The organism is Dulcicalothrix desertica PCC 7102, assembly GCF_003991905.1.
Taxonomy (GTDB): domain Bacteria; phylum Cyanobacteriota; class Cyanobacteriia; order Cyanobacteriales; family Nostocaceae; genus Dulcicalothrix; species Dulcicalothrix desertica.
In genome coordinates, this window is record NZ_RSCL01000033.1 from 1 (window position 1) to 22310 (window position 22310).

Genomic DNA, 22310 nt, shown 5'->3' on the forward strand with positions numbered 1-22310 from the left:
GCTCAAAAGTGGATATACCCTATATGGGTAATGAGCATTATACAGGAAAAGCAAGCACACACAATCATCCTTCTGGTAGCGTTGAACCGAGTACTGAAGATATTGATTTAACTCGTCAATTATTAAAAGGCGCCTTGCTTTTGAACATTCCACTACTAGACCATGTGATTTTAGGTAACGGTAACTTTCAGAGCTTGCGGGAAATCACAACTTTATGGGATGAATACCCACAAGGAGATATATAAACCAAAAAGGGGACGGATAATAAATCCATCCCCAACTTTCCAATGACATTAAATCAACAAATAACAATTAAAGTAGATGCTTATTGTCTTCACAGACCGCCTTTTCTTGGTCAATTACGTAGTTTTCTGACTTTTGCGCTTTCGTAACAACATACCACCGACACCAACCAATCCTAAAACTACACCTGGTTCAGGAACACTTGCAATATATCTACCTGTGCCAATACGGAACGTATGGTTATCAGTTTCAAAACCGCCACTGGAGTCAGTTTGTGACAGAACAATTTTGTCGAAGTTATCGTTACTACCTTCTGAGAAAAACTCGAAGAAACCATTTTTTTGACCACCGTGCTGCGTTGCTGTAACTGGGGCAAGTGTAGTCATTAGGTTATAAGTTAGTTCTCTAACTAACTTGTTTCCATCAAAGAATTTCAAGGTATTACCAACACTTAGCGCTCCCAGATTTAAACCAAAGTAGTTAAATTTCTTACCACCCTTAGCTTCGATAATTGCATCATTCCCTGTGAATACCGCTAAATATTTAGAGTTATTTACTTCACCGGTTACACCAGAAGGCGCCCATGTGTTAGCATAAATACCAGTTTGCCTTGAGCCTGCTGTTGTTGACATGGAACCATTTGAAAACGAATACTGTACTTTGTCGTTGCCAGGTAACGCACCATTATTAAAGTCTAAAGTTGTATAGCCTTGTTCATTAACATTATTTGAAAAAGCTCCTTGGTTAGTTACGCCTGGGGTGCGGAACGTACCTGCATTGTAGGTAAATCCAAGAGCATGTGCGGAACCAGCGTAGCTAACAGATGCAACAGCAGATAAAGCAGCGATTGTAAGAGCTTTTTTGATAAACATGTTTTTAACTCCAGGTATGTTTTGCTATCAATAACCTAATTGTGGAATAGGCTCATAGCTTTACACACCAGAGTGATTACGGCTTTTTTAAATATTTTTCTCTGTCTGCTAAAAAGTACTTTATTTGACCATAGACTTTTAGGAATCAAGTAATACCACTCATCCTAAAATGAAGAAGCGCACAAAAATCAAGCTAAGAATATGTAGATAATGTAAATCATATAGTTTACTTATACTAAGTAGTGCAAATAGTTTAATCCTCTAACATCTCCTTAGTCTGATATTTATATTGCTTGCTAGTTTAGTAAAGGGGAATTAAAGCATTATGAATGCAATACCTAGCGAGCGAGAATCTAACTAAACAAACATGACCAACAGCGCAAAACAATATGCTCCTGCAACTCAACGGAACCGTGAAGCGATTCTAGAGGTACTTCAGCAAGTGCTACCACCAAGTGGCACAATTTTGGAAGTGGCTTCTGGAACAGGAGAACATGCGGTATTTATGGCGCCGCATTTATTAAAGCATAAGTGGTTGCCTTCTGACCCTAACCCCATGTCACGTGCATCCATAGCAGCATGGTTACATGAAGTAGAAAGCAATAATATCTATGAACCTTTGGATATTGATGCATCTTTACCAACTTGGAGTGTAGAGACGCATCAAGACTTTTCACCAATAACAGCCATCGTCAATATAAACATGATTCATATATCACCGTGGGCTGCATGTTTGGGTTTAATGGCAGGCGCCAATAGAATATTACCTCCAGGCGGTATCTTATATATGTATGGCCCCTACAAACAAAACGGCAAACATACGGCGCCAAGTAACGAAGCCTTTGATGAATCGTTAAAAATGCAAAATCCAGAATGGGGTGTACGTGACCTAGAACAAGTGATACAAGCAGCTAGCGCACAAAATCTATCCTTCCTAAAAACTTTTCAAATGCCAGCAAACAACCTCTCACTAATATTCCAACATCTTTAAATTAATCTTGTGGAACAGGCATCCCTGCCTGTCCCAAATATTTGCTACCTTAATAAAGGTGACATCAAAGGAGGTTGATATGGCAATTTTACAAATGGAAGACGGAAGCAAGCTCACAGACCTACAGTCAATCATCCAAGAACTGGCGCCTTTAGGAATTACCCTTAACTACTGGTCAATTGGCGATAACCCTGAATTACACCACTTACTATCCCAAGACAGCCTAGACGATGCACAAAAAGAAACCGTACTAACTCATCTAGACCATTATTTTAATGAACTTGCAAGCACAGGCTACACATCACGAGACTTAATCGTTTTACATCCAGAAGTCCCAAATCTCGATACAATGCTATCGAAATTTGATAAAATTCATACCCACGCTGATGATGAAGTGCGTTATATAGTCGCGGGTGAAGGAATTTTTGGGTTTGTGCGTCCAGATGGTAGTCAAGTAGAACTAACAGTGCAACCGCAAGAATATATTAACGTTCCAGCAGGTACACAACACTGGTTTATTTTGACACCTGCAAAACGTGTAAAAGCCGTGCGTTATTTCTGCGGCACGGCTGGCTGGGTTCCAAAATATACAGATATTCAAATTCGTGTTGGGCGCCAGGTAGCAAGTGTTTAATCTTTAATTATTTAATTAAAACAACACAAACAATACCGCCAATTGTTAACATGCTGCCAAATAAAAGCGACCAAAAGCGGTGGTAGCTGTTAACAACAGTGCCACTTTCACTTTTAAGTTCTATCAAATCCATGTACGAAGCGGCGCCACGACGGAACCAACCAGTGGCTCCAACTTCACTACCTATCAAGCTTTCAACCCGTTTCATGCCAAACAAGAAATTACCAAGTGGACCGAAACGTGATGCGTAATGTAAATATAGTAATCCACTACGGTCTTGCAGCATCATATCCGAGCCAAACTTATATCCAGAGTCACCGCGTCCAATTAATTCGCCTTGAAGTTTAGCTGGTTTTCCACGCAACGGACTCGCGTAAGGGTCTGACATTAAAGTTAAAACATCAGTTGCAGTAGCTTGGCTAAAGTCTGGGTACATAATAAACGCTTTGATAAGTATTCCCAAACCCAATCCTATTAAAGGTAAGCCAAATACAAAACCAATATGACCATTAGTACCAGCAGCCAAAATGATACCAGCAATGATACCACCGACAAAACCAATAGTTTCGGCGCCGTAAAGTACAACATCTAAAGCAAAGCTACCATATAACTTGCTCTTGCTAAGATTTTTACCTTCGGCAACAATTCGACCCATATCAAATTCAATATCTAAACCCAATTGTTCTGCATAGGTACTTAATGCACGAACTCGCTTCCCTGTCAATGGGTGAGTAGAATTTAACTCCATCCAGGCGCCCCAAGGGTTAAACATATCCCACAAGAAAACGCGCCCAACTTTTTGCTTATCGGAGGCAACACGATATGCAGTTCCAGTTGAACTAGCAGCTTTAGCATCATAAATACCTAGCGCGCGAGTACCTTCAATTAAGCGACTAGGTTCTTTACTACGCGAACCTTCTTCAACAATACCGTAAGCGATTTTTACCAAAGCGCGCGAAAGTCCGTTTGGATTACCTGTGCTTTCAGCAGCAAAGTGGTCAGCGAAATATTCTCGCGTCCGCGAAAGATACAGCACCATATATGTGCCGACTATATAAAATATGTAAGCGGCGATAGCTGCTGTTTGTAGCCCATCCTTAATTTTGTTATCACCACCACGTCCAAGGTTTCTAAATGTAACATAAATTAGATAGCAAATTTGCACCAAAGTTGATGCAATAGTCATCACCGCAAAATCCCAGTGGACAATGTGTCCTAATTCATGAGCATAAACAGTAGCAATTTCGTCATCATCCAAGTATTTAAACAGTCCTTCACTCACAACTAAACGCGCGCTGTTAGGTAATGAACCGTAAGTAAATGCCGTTGGGTTATTGTCACTAATAATTCCCAAACGCGGCATTTTGAGATTTTTCTGCTGACAAACTCGACGTAGTACGCGCGCTGTTTCTGGACTGCGAATCTCAATATCCGAAAAATCAACCCAGCGTGTCCGATAAAGCCACGATTGAGTCAAGTCCATCAAAAACGGCGCCAAGAAGAAAGTTAGAGTATTAAATATCAGGGTTATCGCAACAGCAAATATTAACCCTTGAGTAGGATTATCACTACCCAAAATTAATACTATCGCCAACCCCAACACAAAAACCATTCCAAATAGCAAGGATATGGTAACTCCCGACGCTAACGCCAAGCTACCACCCACACCACCCATTGCGAGTTTGACACCAGCAGTTGCTGCACGTCCTGCTGTATGGGCGCCAGTTTGTTGCGCTTGTGCTTGTGATGAATTTATACTTTGGTAAGTTTGCTGCGCCCACTCCGAAACCTGCGAATTTTCGCTATGCATCAATTGCTGACACAGGATCATTGCTTGTTCGACTTGACCAACACGTTGATAAGCTTTAACCAAACCCATCTGCGCTTTCGCATAGTCAGGGGTTCCAGCACTCTCACCGCGACAAAAATCTTCTAGCAGTTCAATTGCTTCTTGATAATTTCCACTTTTTAGGGCATCTAACCCAGATTGCAATGACATATTTCTTCCTTGAGTAGGAGGCGCCTACAATTAATGGATAATATATAAATTCACCGTTCGTCACTGCAATTTCGGCAAAGTTTACAAAAAATATAAATTATTACTTTTGCTACGTATATTTATCTGTCACTCTGAGCGTAGCGTAAACGGAGTTTTCCCGTAGGGTAGAATCTAGCAGAAATGTACTTGCAGGCGCCTACTTGTTGAGATACTAGTACTCTATGTCATTGATTTTGTTTTTATTGTGGGATAAGGTCTTCGAGCTTAAGCTGCAAGTTTGGGAAAAGGCTAGAGGTAATTGTATCTTTCAAGCGATATTGTTGCTTTTGGTATCTACCATTAACTAGCTGGCAGACTGTAAAAGTAGGTTGTTTTGGGCTGCCAATGAATTCTAAACCACCTAGACCGCGAAAATCTACAATCCAATACTTTAGAATTTCAAGAAAAGCATATTCTTCTACTTTTCTAGCGTAATCGTCTTGCCAGTTAGTGCTGACAACTTCGGCAACAAATTTAATTGTGGCGCCATTACAAATTATAGGTTCTCTTTGCCACAGGGGTTCTTGACTCAGTTTTGCTCTATCTAAAACAATTACGTCAGGACGTAATGCCGTTGCTTCGGCGTATGGTGGTTTAATTAGACAGGTTCTCGGAATTAGCCACTTTAAATTCAAACGATAAATCTCGGTATAAACTCTACCAGCAATATTTCCTGAGACATCTTCATGAGGACCCGTCGGTTCCATGTCACGTAGCTCTCCATCAATTAGTTCATAACGGGGGTTATCTGCATATTCAATTATAAACTGCTCAAAAGTTAAGAGTTTGGGTGGCGTATAATTCATAGATTAGTATTATACTAGAACTAGTTTTATCATTTTTTATCAATTAATTAAAATTATTGTAGCTCGAAAGCAACCAAACGCGGGTATAGTTAAGTAAACACAATAAACTTGCTTACACTATTATGCGAAATGGTTAAGTAATTATGTCAAAGGTTAAGCAACAAGAGAATGACCACTATCTTAAAAATTTTTTGACTTTTCTCGCTCAGGATATTGAAAATAATCCAACTCATATTCATCCAATTAGCTTTGATTTATTTAACCGCGCTCAATCTTTGGTTGCTGGCATTGATGTTGATCTTGATACACCACTATGTGACGAGGATGAGTAATTTTGTCTACAAGTTAACCTGAATACTACATAGGTTTTGAATTTTTATCCCCCCAACAAGAACGCGAATTCGCGGGGAATTTAGGGGGATTTATTCTATTTGAAAGAGTTTTAGTAGTGCGGGATAATCAATTTTGGCGTTATGTCGTTTATCTAAGGGAAATTTTTTGCACACCTTAATCTTTTGAATATGCATATTTGCTAAAGAATCTCTCAGAGGTTTCCAATCTATTTGGTAACTAGGTTTATTTAGCTCTACTACTAAAGTTCGCTGACCTTGATGGAGAATTACTGCGCTATAACGGATGTCGGGATGATTTTGCATGATCCCTTCTACAGCTAAAGGATAAAGAGTCCCGTAATTATCCTCAATACAACCTATACAACGACCTAATAACCATAAGCGACCTTGATTATCTATATATCCAGTATCACCCGTTCGGTGCCATGAAGTTTTTTCGACTGTAAATTTTGTTTCTTCGTTACCATCACCATTAAGATATCTAGATAAAACGTGGTTTCCGCTAACGACGATTTCTCCAGGGATTCCTATTGGTTGGCAAGCAGCAGTAAACTTAGCATTGGTGTATGGACTAATAGGTTTACCCCAAGACTGAGGCAAAATTCTTAATTGAATGCTGTCTACGGGTTTTCCTACTAGCAACCCTCCTCCTGTTAATGTGGTTGCTATGTCTTCTGTTTGGTGATGATGGGAGTAAGCTATGGGTTCTGCTTCTGTGGAACCATATACTGTAGCTATTTGACTATTGGGAGCAATTTTTTGTAATTCTATTAATGAGTTTGGCATGACTGGCGCCCCACCAATAAAAATTTTCTGTAAGCTGGGTAAAGTTAACCTCTGTTGTAAGCAATATTCTGTCAACCTGGATAAAAAACCAGGTGATGCGACCGTTCGTGAAGGTTGATGAGTTAAAATCTGAGCTATGACTGGAGCGGGATTTATAGCTCCTGGTTTTCGTAAATCTGCATTTGGAATTAAGCTAGTTAAACCAGATGCTAAATTGGCAAGGACAAAAATTGGCAAAGTTGCTAAATCTAGCTGTTGCGCTTGAAGTTCCAGGGTATCAGCTAAAGCTTGGTGTTGAGCTAGTAAAAATCCGTGGGTGCGTAATGCTGCTTTGGGTTTCCCTGTACTTCCACTGGTAAATGTTAGTAAAGCTGGGCTATCTTTTGTGGCTGTAAAAATTTTACTAGAAATATCATACGGCGCCTGTTGGGTATAATTCAAAGATATGGCGCCTGGTATAGGGCAACCAATGGCAAATTTTAAAGGTATACGTTGTAAAGCTTTTGATTGTAAGCGCAGTAAATGGGCTTTAGAACTGGCAATCAATGCTTTTGGAGTGTATAAGTTACAGCAGTCATTTATGTGATTTTTACCTACACCAGGGTCAAGGAACATGGCAATTAATCCCAAACGAAAAATAGCAGCAAGAATAATATAAAGTTCTGCCGACATGGGATGAAATACTAGTACTGCATCTCCAGGTTGTAACCCTTTTTGTTGTAATAAAGTCGCTATAATGGCAGATGCTTTTTCTAGTTCTGCAAAGGTTGTTGTTCGAGAGCGTTTTTTATAAGTATCAATTATTGCTGGTAATTCAGCCTGGGTAGTAGCAAATTTTTGTAATATGGTAATAATATTCATTCTTTTATTTAAGAGTATGTTTTAAATGTCATGCTGAACGTAGTGAAGCATCTAAATATATATTGTGAGTATATATTATTTGCTACACGCTCAAATGTCATGCTGAACGTAGTGAAGCATCTAAGTATATCTTGTGAGTATATATTATTTGCTACACGCTCAAATGTCATGCTGAACGTAGTGAAGCATCTGAGTATACATTGAGGCTTATAGATTCTTCGCTACGCTCAGAATGACAATTTAGGATTTAAGTATACATTGAGACTTATAGATTCTTCGCTACGCTCAGAATGACAATTAGAGTTTTTTGCTAAAAAGGATATATCGACGTATTGTCGTTGCATAGCGACTGCTTAAGTTGCGGGAAGGGTTTGCGTCGTGCATTAAAGCATGGATAGCTTGCGAATATCCGAGTTGGTGAGCTATTTGCTGACATTGAGCTACGAGTAAATTGCCTAATCCAGCGTATATACGTTTTGGTAAAATGGCGACGGTTTTGATAATGATGGTATTTACAGGTTCTCCTCGCTGTTTTTGCAACCAATCTGGTATGGCAAATAAAAACCCGACTGGATTTTGCTCATGTTCTGCGATTAATACTAATTCTGGTTGTATGTATGGTAATAATGACTGATATTGGGCAATAAATTGAGCTTCGTCAATTGGTGTGAACAGAAAATTATTGCGAAAGCTTTGAATTGCCACGGTATAAATACGATGTAGTTCTTGCTCTTGGTTTTGCAAATCTAATGCACGAACGTGAATATTTGCTTGTTCACATCGTTGTTTCACGAATTGCAAGCGAGAATCTATTTGTGTTAAATCAGTATTTAAACTGGAACTATAATTAGCCAAAGGTGTAAAATTTTGCTCGATAAAATGTTGGCGCCAATTATCTGGGTTATCGGGTTCTAAGAAAAAAGCTGGGTGTACACCTCGTTCTGTTAATAGTCTATAGCGCTGCCATGTATTGCCATCAATTGGTGCAATTGCTAAATTACAACCAAGGGAAGCAAGTTGGTTACAAGCATGTGCTAATACTTCTGTAGCATTTTCATCAAGTACTTCGTAGTGTCCGATGTAACCAAGTTTACATCCATTGAGTGAGGGTGTGTTTTTCCACCATAGAGAATATTGCCCTATTACCTGATGGTTGTATATAAGTTGCCAATGAGCATCAGCGTCTGTAACATCTTTCGTTTGCACAAAGTTATGAGAAATCAATTGTTGCATTTCAAATAATTTCTTCCAAAATGAAGGAACTGTAAAAAAAAGCTTTATCTTGTTGATACAGCCTAGTAGCCTCCAAAGTGAGAGAATATAACAAATTCTTCATATCTTCTGGACGAGAACGTTTTACAAGTAAATTCCAGTAAGCTAACCGTGCGCTACTTTTACCTACACGTATAAGCTTTCTGAGCAAAGTCTCGTAATTTTGATTAGACATGTACTCAAAAATATTACTTAAGTTATATTTATTAATAAAGTCACAATCTAGATTTTTTAGTAAATCTTCAATTGCAGTGCAGTGCCACTCTAAACGGTCGAGGTTTGCGCGAATTATCTCAAAGTTTTCGGGACGCAAAGCGTATGGTAATGCTGTCAGGTGTTGCCCTGTGGCAATCCATTGTAGGTAAGGGTTATCACAGGGGTTTATTGTTGTCATTGCGTAGGCAGTACGCTGTAATAAATGCTCTGCCACATTCTTTTGAGCGTATTCAAAAAAACTTGGGTGGCGCCCTAAACGACCTAGTATAAACTGAGAAAAGAAGATTTTAAAGAACAACTGCCAACGATTATTATTCCAATGTTGCTGGTAAAATATATGACGTTCTGCTTCTGTTTTTTCTGTAATAGCTTCGGTGATAATGTCCTGATTGTGAATTAAAGGCAACATTGAGCGAAACAACCTTAAATAACGCTCGAATTTACCTGCTGTCCCAATACCTTGTGCAATTGCTGTGCTACGATTATCCCAGAATTGACGAGTTACTGTAGATAGCTGAGGGCGACAACGGTGATATAAACTATTTCTATAGGCGCCGTCTCCAGGCAGTGAGCCAATTAATACCAGTAATTCAGGATGACTAAGTTCTCGGTAAGCTGCAACTCGTAACTCCAAACAGGCAATTTGTGCAGGATTAATGTCTACTGCAATAACTCTGGCTGGACTTTGGCTTAACATTGCTAGGGTATTATCACCAGCCGAAGCAATAGATAAGCAAATATCACCAGGCTGAATGTCAAGTGCATTCAACAGTATATCAGCATCCTCCCAACACTGGGCATAGCGAATTTCAGAAAAATCTGCTTTGTAACTAATTTCACTTGGCATTTAAGTAATTAAAAATTTATGTTTTTAATGGCAAATCAATCGGATTTCTATCATCTCCCCATGTAAGTATGATTTAATTTAATACATATATGGTGGAAACTTGTTACGTAATAGAAAGTTATTTATTATACACTATATAAAACTATTAGCTGCAATCGCCTTGATCGCAGCAGGAGCGATACATACTTTCCCTGTTCTTTGGCTTGCTTGGGATGAACAAATGAGAAAAACCCCAGAATTACATGGGGTAATAGGGGCAATAGCTTTTACGTTGGGTATTGCTAATTTAGGTTTATTAATGTTTGAATCTAGAAAATTATTGCGGCGCGCGCGTAGTGCTAGAACTTAAAAATAATATACAAATTTTTAGCAGAACAGCTAGAGTAAGAAATAGGCGCCTGAACTTTGGAGTCTGTTTACTATTAACTAGAAAGCAAACTCGGAGAAGTCAATACAAAAACATCTCTGGTTCCTTTTGCTTCAACTTTAGGCTTGATAGGAGTTGTAAAGTGGAAAAATTCATGGTCATTAACTAATAATAGCTCTCCTGGATTCAGGATTTTGCTAAAAACGGGATTTTCTTTTTTATTTACATATAAATGGGTTTCTCCACCTTGGACATTTTCTCGGTCAACAGAGAAGATACCGATAAAATTAGTTCCATCTCTATGAATGCCTTCTGGTGCAGGATTTCCAGAATTGTCCTCAAAACAAGTAATTCTAATTTGATGCACTCCTATTTCTGCTTCAGGATGAAGTTTACAAGAATCACTAAATGCTAAGACCATATTTTTAAAGATATCAAGCTCTATAAGTGCATCATCTAATTCGGCATACTCTCTTTTGATATTACCTACCAATGGATTGTATTCTGCTGCCTGAAAGAAATAGCCTTTTGGTAACTTAATTACACTATCTTTAGAAGCGATAAATCGAGATAATCTTCTCAAACGATAATTACCTTTGATATAAGGGTCTACAGGTAAGTCGTTAAAAAATGGTTTAAATCCTTCTAGTTTAATTGAATTTACTTTTCTTAAAGTAAACAGAAAAGCATATTCCAATTCCGTTAATGCCCCTACTTTTTGCATGGGGTATCTCCTTTTATATTCAAATCTCCCAATAAAAATTTTTCTTTTTGGGAGGCTATAAAATTTATTATAGCTATTTTTTTGGAAAAAAGTCGTGAGCTACACTACATAAATTACCATTCTATGATATATGATTTTTAATTTACATTTCTTAACAGATACGTCAAGCTGACAGCGCTCATCAGTCCTTGACTGCTTTCACCAAGGTTTGGCAAGCTCGTAAAAAGATACTAACATCGACACCCAAACCAATGTACTGAATGCCTGCATCTATCCACCGTTTGGCAACTTCTGGGTTGTCGGCAAAGGTGCCCACAACCTTACCAGCATTGCGAATAGTTGTGATACATTGCTGCATAAGGTTAATTACCCGTTGATCCCCTACCTGACCGGGAATTCCTAATGATTGCGATAAATCATAGGGGCCAAGAAAAATCACATCAATATGGGGGACACTAACAATCTCTGTAATATTCTCTACACCGCGTTTACCTTCAACGTGAACAACTACCAAAGACTCCTGGTTGAGCTGGTCTGTAATGAGTGTCCCGGCTGCGGTGTACATACCCGCACGTGTACCAAATGAAAGACCCCTCGTACCTAAAGGACTGTACTTAGCTGCCTTGACACAAGCACTCGCATCTTGTTGAGTTTCAATTTGGGGTACCTGTACACCAGCACTACCAATATCTAACGCGCGTTGAATTTGCGGAGCATCATTTTTACGAACGCGAATTACTGGTGAGATTCCCGCACACTCAGCAGCACGGCAGAGATTTTCAGCAGCCAAGGTGTGCAGGGGACTGTGTTCCATGTCAATTACTGCAAAATCAAATCCTGCGTATCCACAGATTTCAATAAATGTTGGATCGGAGCAGTTGATAAACGGGCCAATAACGACCTCACCTCGTTGGAGTTTTTGTTTGAGTTGGTTCTTACGCGGATTAATCATCTATAAATAAATATGAATGTGCCCAAAGTTGGAATTGATTTTAGGGACTTCCAAATAAAAAAATCTCCAATATCTTCTTGTGGAATGGGCAGGAAAGCCCGTTTATTTAAAGAAGGCGGGCAAGGATGCCCACCCCACAAGATGGAGAATTAAATTTTTGGAAGTCCCTTAGCAAATGATTACAATACCACAAGTGCCGCTTTTATTATCGTGGACATGTAAGTACAGTGGCACGCGCGGAAGGTGTAGTTTGTGGCGCCATCTACACCCAACGTTCCTGAAATATTTGACGCATTACTACCTGTTACGCGCGTTCATATATTTACTACTCCAGTTCGCAACAAAAGTTTACAGCATGTCCCCTGAATGCACTTAACTAAGCGGATACCCATTAAGTTGAGGGCAAATGTATAATTTACAATCTGTAATAATTGTCGAGATAATCACTTAACTTTAGTAAAGTGTTCGTACTTAAATATAAGGGTAATATATTGAATAGTCTAATAGGGAACGGTTACAATTTAAAATTGTTCATAGAAAAATCTCTTTGTTAGCAAAATGTCCGAGCGTAATTATGCCATTTTAGGTACTGGTGCATTCGGTGGGTTTTACGGCGCCAAGCTGCAAAAAGCTGGTAAGGATGTTCACTTTTTGTTTAAGAGCGATTATGAATATGTGAGACATAAAGCACAAGCAGCAGGTGTAGATTTACCACAGATTAACTGTATATATCAGCAGAAGACAGTTTTTAGATAAGACATTAAGGCAAAGTCAAGCTAACTTTTCTCTATCTAAGGAAACCTCATGATTTTTCGTAGTACAGAACCGAATATCTCCATCCCTGAACAGCCAATCACAGAAATTGTCTTGCAACGAGCGGTAGAATTTGCTGATAAACCAGCGATGATTGACGGGCTAACTGGTCGAACGATAACTTATAACTCACTCTTCAACTCAATTAACAAAGTCGCTGCTGGTTTTGCTGCGCGCGGTTTTTGTAAGGGGGATGTAGTTGCTATTTATAGTCCTAACTGTCTAGAATATCCTATCGCTTTTCAGGCAATCGCTAGTTTAGGCGGAGTTTGCAGCACGGCAAATCCATCTTATACAGCTAGCGAACTTGCATATCAATTAAATGATGCTGGTGCTAAATATTTGTTGACAGTACCGTCCCTTTATGAACGCGCATTAGAGGCTGCTAGTCAATCAAAAGTTGAGTCAGTATTTGTGTTTGGTAACATTGAGGGTGCAATCCCATTTTCTGTACTTCTAGAAAATTGTGACGACTTACCAAAGGTAGAAATTAATCCTAAAGAGGACGCGGTTGCTTTGCCTTATTCTAGTGGTACAACTGGTTTGCCAAAAGGTGTCACACTAACACACCATAATCTAGCAGCTAACGTATACCAACTTACAAGCCGCGAATTGATAAGTTCAGCAGACACAATAATTGGCATTCTCCCATTCTTTCATAGCTACGGACTGCAAATTTTCTTAAACTATAGCCTTTATTGCGGCGCCACCATAGTTGTGATGCCACAATTTGATTTAGAGACTTTTTTAAGACTAGTAGAGAAGTATAAAATTACGCGCGCGCATTTAGTACCTCCGATAGTATTAGCCTTAGCAAAACAACCAATAGTAGATAAATACGACCTTTCTAGCTTAAAGATAATTACCTGCGGAGCGGCGCCATTGGGTAATGAATTGACTTTAGAATGCGAACAGCGTTTAAATTGTGTTATCAAGCAAGCCTACGGTTTGACAGAAACGAGTCCAATAACGCATATCAACCCTGACGAACGTGAAAAAATCAAACCCGGTTCTGTTGGTCGCTGCATTAGAAATACAGAATGTCAAATTGTAGATATTGAAACAGAAAAACCCTTGGGTTGCCACGAGCAAGGGGAACTATGGATTCGCGGTCCGCAAGTAATGAAAGGATATTTAAATAACCCCGAAGCAACTGCAAAAGTAATTGATGCCGATGGTTGGTTTCACACTGGTGATATCGCTTATGTAGATGAAGATGGTTATTTTTACATAGTTGACCGCATTAAAGAGTTAATTAAATACAACGGATATCCAATTGCGCCAGCAGAACTAGAGGCTGTATTATTATCCCATCCAGCAATAGCCGATGCTGCTGTAATCCCCAGTCCCCATCCAAGTTCGGGTGAAGTTCCCAAGGGTTTTGTTGTCCTTAAAAACGAAGCTACTACCGAAGAAATTATGGAATTTGTAGCAGGACTTGTGGCGCCACATAAAAGAATTCGTCGGTTGGAAATTGTCGATAAAATCCCCAAATCAGCTTCTGGTAAAATTTTGCGTCGGCTTTTAGTGCAACGAGAAATAGCAAATGTAAGAGAAAAACCGCAAGAACCTCAATTGACCCAAAATTTGCAGTTGCTTCAACAATTAGCATCTTCTTCTGACGAAACAAAACGTCAAGAGCTTCTGGTTAATTACATTAGAGAAAAAGTTGTCAAAGTTTTAGGGTTAGATGAATCCCAACATTTAAATTTACAAAAGCCACTTCAGGAAATGGGTCTAAATTCTCTAAGTAATATCGACCTTAAAAACCAGATTGATACCGAAATTGGTGTAAACTTACCTATAGAAATTTTGCTGGCAGGGTCAAATATTCATCAGTTGGTAGATATATTACTTGAACAATTAACAACAAAAACTGTTGCGACTAATAATGTCATAGATTCAGTTATAGATTTAGAAGGTGAGGTAATTTTAGACTCAGCAATTTACCCAGAACATAATTATAACTCATTTCTTGCCGAACCAACAGCTATTTTTCTCACAGGCGCGACGGGATTTTTAGGAGCCTTTTTACTGCAAGAACTTCTGCAACAAACTACTGCTGATATTTATTGCTTAGTTCGTGCGTCGGATAAAGATTCTGCTCTAATAAAAGTGCAAAATAACTTAGAATATTATGGTATTTTGCAGGATGCTTTTCGTAACAGAATTATTCCGGTTTTAGGCGACTTATCAAAATTTAAGCTAGGTTTGTCGTCCGAATATTTTCTTCATATTGCGAATATTATTGATGTAATTTATCATAGTGCAGCTTGGCTCAATTATGTTTATCCTTACGAAGCTTTGAAGCCTAGCAATGTTTTGGGAACGCAAGAAATTTTACGATTAGCAAGTGTTGGTAAAGTTAAAGCAGTACACCATATTTCTACCGTTGCTGTTTTTGAGTCATCTTTTTATTTGGGAAAAACAGTTAACGAATCAGACCCACTTGCTCATAGTTCTGGAATGAAACTTTCTTATTCTCAAAGTAAATGGGTTGCAGAAAAACTAGCTACTATTGCGCGCAATAGAGGTATTCCCGTTTCTATTTACAGACCACCCTTTATTTCTGGTCATAGTCAAACAGGTGCTTGGTATACAGACGATGTTATTTGTCGAATGATTAAAGGTTGTATCCAAATGGGAAGCATGACGAGTTTAACTGATACATTGGATTTATCTCCTGTTGATTATGTCAGCAAAAGTATTGTCTATTTATCAAGACAACACGGAGCTTCTGGTAAATCTTTCCATTTAAACAATCCTCAACCTATTTCTTGGAGGAAGCTCACTGATTTTATTCGTTCTCTAGGTTATTCCATTGAGTATATTTCTTATCAAGAGTGGCAGTCACAGCTTAGTAACCAAGCTTGTTCGCAATCAAATCCTTTATATCCTCTTTTGCCTTTCTTTCTTAAAAATTCGAGTCAGCATCAACAAGCTAAAGAGCCGAAAATTAGCTGTCAAGCAACGCAGACTGCGCTGGCAGAAAGTTCAATTATCTGTCCAGAGGTAGATGCTAAATTGCTGAATACCTATTTTGACTATTTTATTCGTAGCGGTTTTTTGGATGCGAAATGATAAATTACACGTTGGCTCATGGTGTTCTCGCCTGACCTATTGCACAGGCGAGACGCCTGTGCCACAAGGCATTGAGATTAATGATATGATTCCAGTACTACCATCCATTTCTACATAGTCACCATCTTTTAACCACTGGGTAACGCCAGGTACAGAAGTAATTGCAGGAATACCTAACTCGCGCGAAACAATTGCTGCGTGAGACAATAAACTCCCACATTCTACTAACAACCCAGCAGCGAAAGGAAAAAGTAAAATCCATCCTGGGTCTGTACGTTCGGCAACAAGAACTGTGTTTGGAGGAAATAAAGTTTTATTTTCAGAACTTAAAACTTGTTTAGGGTCTGTGATTACTCGCACGCAACCTCTTACTATACCTCCAGAACAGCCAATACCTTGTTTTTGCGATACTAATTCTGATTGTGTTGTTTTTACAGGCATAACAAACGAGTTACCTTGATAAATAATGCCACGAGTTTCAAAACGTGAATCAGGAGGCGCCATTTCTTTATATTTAGCAAATTCGACTCGACGCAAACCTACCAACCCTTTTAAATCTGTGCAGGTAGTCGTACCTTCAATAAATCCTAGTATTTCATTAACTTCCAAATAAAAAATGTCTTGTGGTGATGCCAACAAGTCAAGAGCGTAAAAACGTCGTCCCAATTCTACAAATACAAGTCTTGCTCTACCAAAAACGCGAGTACGTTCAAACCGCAAATTTTCACGCTCTCGCACTCGAATACGAGTATTTTTCAATACCCAGTTATATACAAACTTTCGTAAAGGATAAGCTTTTAATACCTCACTTACTGTGTGTTCTGCTTTATAACGGTTATTGGGTGTACTTCGTTGTTCTAACATTGCCAATTGCCCAATAGCTCGTAATAAAGGTAAAGGTTGGTCGTGAAGCGTTGGACTTTCTAATTTCAACTCTTCCAAACAGCGGTCGCCAAATTTGCCTAGATATTCTTGATATTGTGCTTGAAATGGTAGTTCTTTCATTGCTTGCAGAATTTCATCCAAGGAACCCTCACACAGAAGTTTAACGAAGAAAACATTTTCCCTCACGGAACTCGCCATTTTCTGCATTCGTTCAGCAGGTTCGGTACTAATTATCTTACCTTCGCCACTAATTAAATCATTTTGCAAACTATTTAACTGACCATCACACCATTTTTCTGTCAGGCGCCTTAGCACTCCGTAAAAAATCATTGCAAAGAAATCATTAATAAGAGGAGCATCCCAACGGCTAAGTAATTGCCCTTCAATTTTACGATAATATGCCGCCAATTCATCAGCACGCCAATTTGCTAAATTTGGTTCTGATAAATACAAAGCATTCTCTAGCCTTAAGTAAAATTTCTGAATTCGTTTGGGCAATAGTATATAATTCGTTACTAAACCCACACAAGTTTTTAATAGGCGCCAACTATCTTGTAATTTATCCTGCCAAGTTGCAGCTTGCAATTCACTAACAATATTTTCTGGTAAAGATTCTTTTACACCCATCATCTGCTCCATAAAGCCTCGATTTAATCTAAACCCAGGCAACAGAGCTAATACTCGATACCAACTTAACAAATTGTAATAAACACGTCCTCTAATTAACCCAATCATCCGAGCAAACGTATCATGATGACGCGCGATTGCAGTTTGCGGAACTCCCATGAAATAACAAAACTGACGATATACTTCTTCGTAAGCCTTACGCGCAAAGCTAAATGTTAGAGGTGTAGTAACGCCATTGTAACTTTCGGCGATATTGCTGTTATCCCATAAATTTAACAATCCATCTGGGTCAGGAATTTGAGCCAAAGTTGTGATAGGACGAGATTGTAGTAAATATAGCTGTTTATCTTCAATTGCCCACTCAATATCTTGGGGACGACCAAAATGTTTACCAACCTGACGCACCAAGGTAGCTATTTGGGTAATTTGTTCATTATTCAGAAGTTGCTCAGTTTGATGCTGGGTAATATTTCCTTTTATATCTATATAATATGTGTCGGCATTACTTTCACCTGATACCAAAGAGGTAGGTAAACCAGAAACAGCGTTAACCACAGCAATAGAACGTTTACCAGTTACAGGGTCGGCGCCGAAAGCTACACCTGATACACTTGGGTTAACCATACGCTGAATTAAAACAGCAGGAACAGAAGCTATTAAAGGTAAATTATGTTGACGACGATAAGCAAAAACCCTTTGACTAAAACCAGAACGCCAAACCTCTATTACCTTAGCAGCAACATCTTCTGGAGTAACATTCAAAAAACTATCTAATTGCCCAGCAAAAGAATACTGTCCACCATCTTCATCAATAGCAGAAGAACGCACTGCTAATAATTCGCCATTTGGACAAAGTTCTTTTACAGCTTGCTGAATTTCTTCTTTAACTGTTGGATGTAACTGAATATTAAAATCCTGCTCAGGAGTAAGGCTATCTGACCAAGCATTGATTGAAACTACAAACCCTTGAGGAATCAAAAAACCATGACGTTGTAAATCGAAAAGAGTTTTAGCTTTGGCGCCTATTAAGTTATCTTTTTCTGTAGCTGAATAAATAATATAATTCATAAATATTTTAGCTTCTATTGTAGGTTGGGTGTAGCGACAGCGTAACCCAACAATTTCTACGTTGATGTTGGGTTATGCTACGCGTAACCCAACCTACGAAATAAAAGGTATAATACCCAAACAGAGGTAAACAAACAAAGTCCACACTCCAGACATAGTATCAATTAAATTCGCCCACTTAGTCACAGGTTGCTGTTGAAACACCCATCCGACTCCCACCGCGCAAAGCAATAATATAACCACCACAAACCCAACCAAAGTTACTTCATTAATTTGATAAGCAGCAAACCAAGTAGCAAGCGTCCCTAAACCAAGCGCAAACAGCCAAACCAGCACAGCATTTTTATATCCCCACAAACTACTATATGTTTCTACCCCAAATTCCTCACCATTCGGTGCCCTAATCTTCCGTCCAATTTCAATTACCATCCCGTTAAAAAAGCTAGCCACTAAAAACCATAAACTGTTCAATGGAAATGTGGCGCCAGAAACCAACCAATCGCAGGCAGTACCATAAAAATTAATTAGAGGCATAATTAGCATATGGCTCAACATATAAATTACAGGATTTGCTTTTAGCCACTTCGCTACAAAAAACTCTTGGCTCATTAACCCTATGTATACCCAAACTCCACCCAACACCAATGCTAACCAAGGTGATAAGTAAAAACTTGCACTCAACTGAATTAAGGCGCCAAAAATACTTACCCAACCCAATTCATCTAAACTTACTAATCCTCTAGGAACGGGACGATAAGAACGGTAGCGCGCGTCTTCTGAAAAATCTTTAAATTCATCTGCTATCCGCAGTTGGAGAAAGAAAATAAAAATAGTAGTAAAAGCAACTAATAATGAAGATAAATTTGGTAGGCTGCCATTACCACGCAACAAACCAGAATAACCTACCGCAGAACCACTAAAAACTGCGATTAATAGCCCGTTTTTAAAAACAGGGAAACGTTCTTTTTGATAAATCCACCATCGATTTTGTTCTAGCAGCATTTATTCACTTCCTTCTGACTTAACTCTCACAGTCAACTGAGCTTCTGCAATTTCTTCATCATTCCAACCTTGCGCTCTAAGTCTGCTAGTAATTTGAGTTTCACTCCAACCTTGCTTGATACCTTTTTCGATATAATCAATCAAAGAAATACTTTGAGGAGTTAGTGAAATATTCTGCTGCCTAAGAGCATCACTTCTTATTTCTGTTGCATTATCTGGTACAAGAGTTCGCCCCAATAGATTTTCAACAACTTCGAGCGTTACCGAACCAAGAAGCCAGCAAAGAGGAATCCAAACTACTAAACTAATTCCCAGAGTGCAAAGAAGTGATAACTGAATTATTTGCAATGCAGGTTGAATTCCACCAGACATTAAAGCCAGGGAACCAAATACAATGGGGATACCTATTAAAATTTTTATAAATCGTCTCATTTCCGATGCTTCCTATAAATTATTATCTAGAATATTTTCCCAATAACGTATAAAGGCAATCATTAATGCCATATAAAAAGGAACGGCAAATGCAATTTCAATAGGTATTTTTAAAACAGGCATAAACACACCTGTATAAAAATGTTGAGCGCTTTCACTATATACCCTAAAGCCATTTCTAATAAATGTTGCTTCAATTGGTATAGCTAAAGATGTAGTAATACTCAATGCAATTAAAAATCTGTAAAGCATGGGAAAATGGCTAAAGAATTTTCCGACTAAAACAGCTGTTATACCGATTACTACAATCCAAATTCCAGGAATAAATAAGCTGATATCGTGGAAAATATATGACCACTGGGGAAATTTTTGATTTACCGCCATTGGTTCTACCATGACTTCAAATAAAAAGATACCTATGAAAGCAATTGTAATATCACGCAGCCATTTTCGACGTTTTAAAGGCACTAATGGTACATCATCAATTACAAAACTCCAGTATTTATAGAAGCTAATAATCAAACCTGTAAACACGGGTGTGTAGTAGAAAATCTCTATCGGGACTCTGAAAAGAAAAATGCCAGACACAACTTTGTTAACTTCTGGCGAGTAACCCCGTAAATTAATATTCACAGCCCATATTTCTAACGGTACAATTAGAAATGTCAAGATTCCCAAATAAATAAGAAATCTCTGTGACTCTTTAACATGGGGAAGTAACTTATCAATTACTAACACAGTCGTTAAAATCAGAGAAGTCCAACCAATTGTTAAAATCCAGCTAACATCGTGATATAAATAAGCCCACTCACCCATTCTCTGATTTTTCCACATGGGCGCCGTAAACATTTCAAATATCAACACCCCCACAGCCATGATACCAAACCGTTGCCAAATTTTATCTTTAACTTTTGGCAAAAAAAACATACTTACTGCAAACCCCAAAGCAATAAATAATTCAAAAAAAATAATTGGCAAAGTTGGGGTCTTATCAAAATTGCATGTTGCAAGTATTGGGAGCAGAGAAAAATCTGAAATCATAGTTTTACTTTCCACCAGAGACAACTTCTTTTTGTCGATATTGCGAATCTTTAATTTTGCACCCACCCCATTTAGACTGACAAAATTCAGGTAAAGTAGTTAACCTATCCCATATTCTCCAAAGTGGTTCTTGCAGAATATTGCCAAACTTAGCATGATTAAAATCGCAGGACATAATATCTCCGTAAGGAGAAGTATAAAAGTAGCTAGTACCACACGAACAACCAACACTTCGATAGCTGCTAAAATAGGCAAAGAAAACAACTCCAGGATAACTATTGTCTAAATTATATTTTTTAGCAGAATTAATCATAGACTCTACCCAATCTTGATTATCTACTAAATCTAAACGTTCCTGATATCTTCCACTAGGTAACGCATCAAAAACCAAAATTTCATGAATTCCTATTTTTTTTCCTAACTCCACAATTCTATCTAATTCTCCATCTTCATAAGATTCTGGAGTCATGGTAGTAGAAATTCCACAAGAAAACCCTAACTGTTTTGCTTTGCGTATTCCTTGAATAGCTTTATCAAACAAACCTGGCTTTTGCCGAAATTTATCATGCTTTTCTGCTGTAGCAGCATCAATACTAATATAAACACTATCCAAACCAGCTTTTTTTAACTCTGTTGCCCGCTCAAATAAATCCCACCCATTAGTAAATAATATAGTCGTAGCAAGACTTTTATTCACAGAGCTAATAATTTCGGGTAAATCCTCTCGCATTAAAGGTTCACCACCAACAAAATTAATTACAGAAACGCCTAAATCTTGAGCATCTTGAATTAATTTCTGTGACTGCTCAAGGGTTAAAACCTTTCTATGTGCTTCTTCCACAGCCGAAAAGAAACTGCAATGCTCACAAGTCGCATTACAAACATCATTAACGGCAAAACTCATCATGTTTGGTAAGTTTCTATTTTGAATTGTCCGATATAAAGCCCTAGAAATAAAATTTGCTGAAGGTTTACTAAACAAAGCTGGTGTTGACAAGGAATAAACAGGATAACCTTGCCGAAAATGGATAATTTTATTGTGGTTCAGATAAATTTGATAAAGAATTGTTACGAAATCTGTACTATAATTAAGTGCCCTAGTCGCAGTAAACCATTTTAGACGTAGATTCGTTAGCAAAGAGTTCATACGTATTCACTGATATTTGAAATTTCAAAAAGAGACGCGATGTTCTTCGCGCCCCTACAAATGATTACAGGATGCAAATTAATTTTTAATCAGTGTAAGTCTAAAAAAGATACTTTCTAATATCTTAAGAATATTTTTACTTTCTTTTAGTAAAATGTAACGAAATAAACTTGAAATAATTTTATGGTTGGAACGGGCAAGGATGCCCATTCCACAATATATGATGCCCATTCCACAATATATGATGCCCAT

General features: G+C 38.3%; 19 protein-coding genes and 1 pseudogene. 7 read left to right on the top strand and 13 right to left on the bottom strand.

What is annotated here, in order from left to right:
* On the top strand, positions 1-245 hold a 245-nt coding region (locus DSM106972_RS43115), incomplete at its 5' end, for a JAB domain-containing protein (protein WP_325052271.1).
* A gap of 114 nt (positions 246-359) precedes the next feature.
* Here DSM106972_RS43115 and DSM106972_RS43120 read toward each other — a convergent pair.
* Positions 360-1115: an Npun_F0296 family exosortase-dependent surface protein gene (locus DSM106972_RS43120; protein ID WP_127086480.1), complete on the bottom strand. Its 756-nt coding sequence runs from the start codon at positions 1113-1115 to the stop codon at positions 360-362.
* Positions 1116-1482: 367 nt separating this feature from the next.
* On the opposite strand from DSM106972_RS43120, the gene DSM106972_RS43125 reads away from it, so the two are divergent.
* Both DSM106972_RS43125 and DSM106972_RS43130 read left to right on the top strand, forming a co-directional pair.
* Positions 1483-2106 carry a DUF938 domain-containing protein gene (locus DSM106972_RS43125; RefSeq protein ID WP_127086481.1) on the top strand — a complete coding sequence of 208 codons (624 nt, stop codon included), beginning with the start codon at positions 1483-1485 and terminating at the stop codon, positions 2104-2106.
* Between the two features lie 79 nt (positions 2107-2185).
* Positions 2186-2740 (top strand): 1,2-dihydroxy-3-keto-5-methylthiopentene dioxygenase, encoded by a 555-nt coding sequence (locus DSM106972_RS43130; protein ID WP_127086482.1) that lies wholly within the window; start codon positions 2186-2188, stop codon positions 2738-2740.
* A gap of 7 nt (positions 2741-2747) precedes the next feature.
* On the opposite strand, the gene DSM106972_RS43135 is transcribed toward DSM106972_RS43130, so the two are convergent.
* Together DSM106972_RS43135 and DSM106972_RS43140 are read right to left on the bottom strand one after the other, a co-directional pair.
* Positions 2748-4739, bottom strand: a complete 1992-nt coding sequence (locus tag DSM106972_RS43135) for a zinc metalloprotease HtpX (RefSeq protein WP_127086483.1) — start codon at positions 4737-4739, stop codon at positions 2748-2750.
* A 239-nt stretch (positions 4740-4978) separates the two neighbouring features.
* Positions 4979-5584: a Uma2 family endonuclease gene (locus DSM106972_RS43140; RefSeq protein WP_127086484.1), complete on the bottom strand. Its 606-nt coding sequence runs from the start codon at positions 5582-5584 to the stop codon at positions 4979-4981.
* Between the two features lie 143 nt (positions 5585-5727).
* On the opposite strand from DSM106972_RS43140, the gene DSM106972_RS43145 reads away from it, so the two are divergent.
* A complete protein-coding gene (locus DSM106972_RS43145) occupies positions 5728-5916 on the top strand; it encodes a type II toxin-antitoxin system PrlF family antitoxin (RefSeq protein WP_127086485.1) in 189 nt (62 codons plus the stop codon).
* 90 nt (positions 5917-6006) lie between these two features.
* On the opposite strand, the gene DSM106972_RS43150 is transcribed toward DSM106972_RS43145, so the two are convergent.
* The 3 genes from DSM106972_RS43150 to DSM106972_RS43160 all read right to left on the bottom strand — a co-directional run bounded on the left by DSM106972_RS43150 (position 6007) and on the right by DSM106972_RS43160 (position 9919).
* Positions 6007-7584 (bottom strand): AMP-binding protein, encoded by a 1578-nt coding sequence (locus DSM106972_RS43150; protein ID WP_127086486.1) that lies wholly within the window; start codon positions 7582-7584, stop codon positions 6007-6009.
* 297 nt (positions 7585-7881) lie between these two features.
* Positions 7882-8817 (bottom strand): GNAT family N-acetyltransferase, encoded by a 936-nt coding sequence (locus tag DSM106972_RS43155; RefSeq protein WP_127086487.1) that lies wholly within the window; start codon positions 8815-8817, stop codon positions 7882-7884.
* 1 nt (position 8818) lies between these two features.
* Positions 8819-9919 carry a BtaA family protein gene (locus tag DSM106972_RS43160; RefSeq protein ID WP_127086488.1) on the bottom strand — a complete coding sequence of 367 codons (1101 nt, stop codon included), beginning with the start codon at positions 9917-9919 and terminating at the stop codon, positions 8819-8821.
* A gap of 100 nt (positions 9920-10019) precedes the next feature.
* On the opposite strand from DSM106972_RS43160, the gene DSM106972_RS43165 reads away from it, so the two are divergent.
* Positions 10020-10268, top strand: coding sequence for a hypothetical protein (locus DSM106972_RS43165; protein ID WP_127086489.1), 249 nt, complete (start codon positions 10020-10022; stop codon positions 10266-10268).
* Positions 10269-10341: 73 nt separating this feature from the next.
* Here the strand turns inward: DSM106972_RS43165 and DSM106972_RS43170 are convergent, their stop codons facing one another.
* Positions 10342-11010, bottom strand: coding sequence for a 2OG-Fe dioxygenase family protein (locus tag DSM106972_RS43170; RefSeq protein ID WP_127086490.1), 669 nt, complete (start codon positions 11008-11010; stop codon positions 10342-10344).
* A 181-nt stretch (positions 11011-11191) separates the two neighbouring features.
* Positions 11192-11962: an HpcH/HpaI aldolase family protein gene (locus DSM106972_RS43175; protein WP_127086491.1), complete on the bottom strand. Its 771-nt coding sequence runs from the start codon at positions 11960-11962 to the stop codon at positions 11192-11194.
* Between the two features lie 558 nt (positions 11963-12520).
* On the opposite strand from DSM106972_RS43175, the pseudogene DSM106972_RS43180 reads away from it, so the two are divergent.
* Both DSM106972_RS43180 and DSM106972_RS43185 read left to right on the top strand, forming a co-directional pair.
* A pseudogene (locus DSM106972_RS43180) lies at positions 12521-12640 on the top strand (ketopantoate reductase family protein); the annotation flags it as partial.
* A 126-nt stretch (positions 12641-12766) separates the two neighbouring features.
* The gene (locus DSM106972_RS43185) at positions 12767-15856 is read left to right on the top strand and encodes a thioester reductase domain-containing protein (protein ID WP_127086492.1); all 3090 of its coding nucleotides are present in this window, start codon (positions 12767-12769) and stop codon (positions 15854-15856) included.
* 36 nt (positions 15857-15892) lie between these two features.
* Here DSM106972_RS43185 and DSM106972_RS43190 read toward each other — a convergent pair whose 3' ends face one another.
* From DSM106972_RS43190 to DSM106972_RS43210, 5 genes are all read right to left on the bottom strand, one after another.
* Positions 15893-18436 (bottom strand): PEP/pyruvate-binding domain-containing protein, encoded by a 2544-nt coding sequence (locus DSM106972_RS43190; RefSeq protein ID WP_127086493.1) that lies wholly within the window; start codon positions 18434-18436, stop codon positions 15893-15895.
* 93 nt (positions 18437-18529) lie between these two features.
* The gene (locus tag DSM106972_RS43195) at positions 18530-19438 is read right to left on the bottom strand and encodes a UbiA family prenyltransferase (protein WP_127086494.1); all 909 of its coding nucleotides are present in this window, start codon (positions 19436-19438) and stop codon (positions 18530-18532) included.
* Positions 19439-19870 (bottom strand): hypothetical protein, encoded by a 432-nt coding sequence (locus DSM106972_RS43200; protein WP_127086495.1) that lies wholly within the window; start codon positions 19868-19870, stop codon positions 19439-19441. It lies immediately after the preceding gene.
* Positions 19871-19882: 12 nt separating this feature from the next.
* Positions 19883-20911 carry a hypothetical protein gene (locus DSM106972_RS43205; RefSeq protein ID WP_127086496.1) on the bottom strand — a complete coding sequence of 343 codons (1029 nt, stop codon included), beginning with the start codon at positions 20909-20911 and terminating at the stop codon, positions 19883-19885.
* A gap of 4 nt (positions 20912-20915) precedes the next feature.
* Positions 20916-22058 (bottom strand): radical SAM/SPASM domain-containing protein, encoded by a 1143-nt coding sequence (locus DSM106972_RS43210; RefSeq protein WP_127086497.1) that lies wholly within the window; start codon positions 22056-22058, stop codon positions 20916-20918.
* Positions 22059-22310: the final 252 nt, after the last annotated feature.

Bases quoted from the DNA above. Each gene is read 5' to 3' on its own strand.
- DSM106972_RS43140 (WP_127086484.1), bottom strand. From the start codon at position 5,584: ATGAATTATACGCCACCCAAACTCTTAACTTTTGAGCAGTTTATAATT.
- DSM106972_RS43195 (WP_127086494.1), bottom strand. From the start codon at position 19,438: ATGCTGCTAGAACAAAATCGATGGTGGATTTATCAAAAAGAACGTTTC.
- DSM106972_RS43150 (WP_127086486.1), bottom strand. From the start codon at position 7,584: ATGAATATTATTACCATATTACAAAAATTTGCTACTACCCAGGCTGAA.
- DSM106972_RS43185 (WP_127086492.1), top strand. From the start codon at position 12,767: ATGATTTTTCGTAGTACAGAACCGAATATCTCCATCCCTGAACAGCCA.
- DSM106972_RS43210 (WP_127086497.1), bottom strand. From the start codon at position 22,058: ATGAACTCTTTGCTAACGAATCTACGTCTAAAATGGTTTACTGCGACT.
- DSM106972_RS43190 (WP_127086493.1), bottom strand. From the start codon at position 18,436: ATGAATTATATTATTTATTCAGCTACAGAAAAAGATAACTTAATAGGC.
- DSM106972_RS43120 (WP_127086480.1), bottom strand. From the start codon at position 1,115: ATGTTTATCAAAAAAGCTCTTACAATCGCTGCTTTATCTGCTGTTGCA.
- DSM106972_RS43135 (WP_127086483.1), bottom strand. From the start codon at position 4,739: ATGTCATTGCAATCTGGGTTAGATGCCCTAAAAAGTGGAAATTATCAA.
- DSM106972_RS43145 (WP_127086485.1), top strand. From the start codon at position 5,728: ATGTCAAAGGTTAAGCAACAAGAGAATGACCACTATCTTAAAAATTTT.
- DSM106972_RS43125 (WP_127086481.1), top strand. From the start codon at position 1,483: ATGACCAACAGCGCAAAACAATATGCTCCTGCAACTCAACGGAACCGT.
- DSM106972_RS43170 (WP_127086490.1), bottom strand. From the start codon at position 11,010: ATGCAAAAAGTAGGGGCATTAACGGAATTGGAATATGCTTTTCTGTTT.
- DSM106972_RS43205 (WP_127086496.1), bottom strand. From the start codon at position 20,911: ATGATTTCAGATTTTTCTCTGCTCCCAATACTTGCAACATGCAATTTT.
- DSM106972_RS43175 (WP_127086491.1), bottom strand. From the start codon at position 11,962: ATGATTAATCCGCGTAAGAACCAACTCAAACAAAAACTCCAACGAGGT.
- DSM106972_RS43200 (WP_127086495.1), bottom strand. From the start codon at position 19,870: ATGAGACGATTTATAAAAATTTTAATAGGTATCCCCATTGTATTTGGT.
- DSM106972_RS43155 (WP_127086487.1), bottom strand. From the start codon at position 8,817: ATGCAACAATTGATTTCTCATAACTTTGTGCAAACGAAAGATGTTACA.
- DSM106972_RS43160 (WP_127086488.1), bottom strand. From the start codon at position 9,919: ATGCCAAGTGAAATTAGTTACAAAGCAGATTTTTCTGAAATTCGCTAT.
- DSM106972_RS43130 (WP_127086482.1), top strand. From the start codon at position 2,186: ATGGCAATTTTACAAATGGAAGACGGAAGCAAGCTCACAGACCTACAG.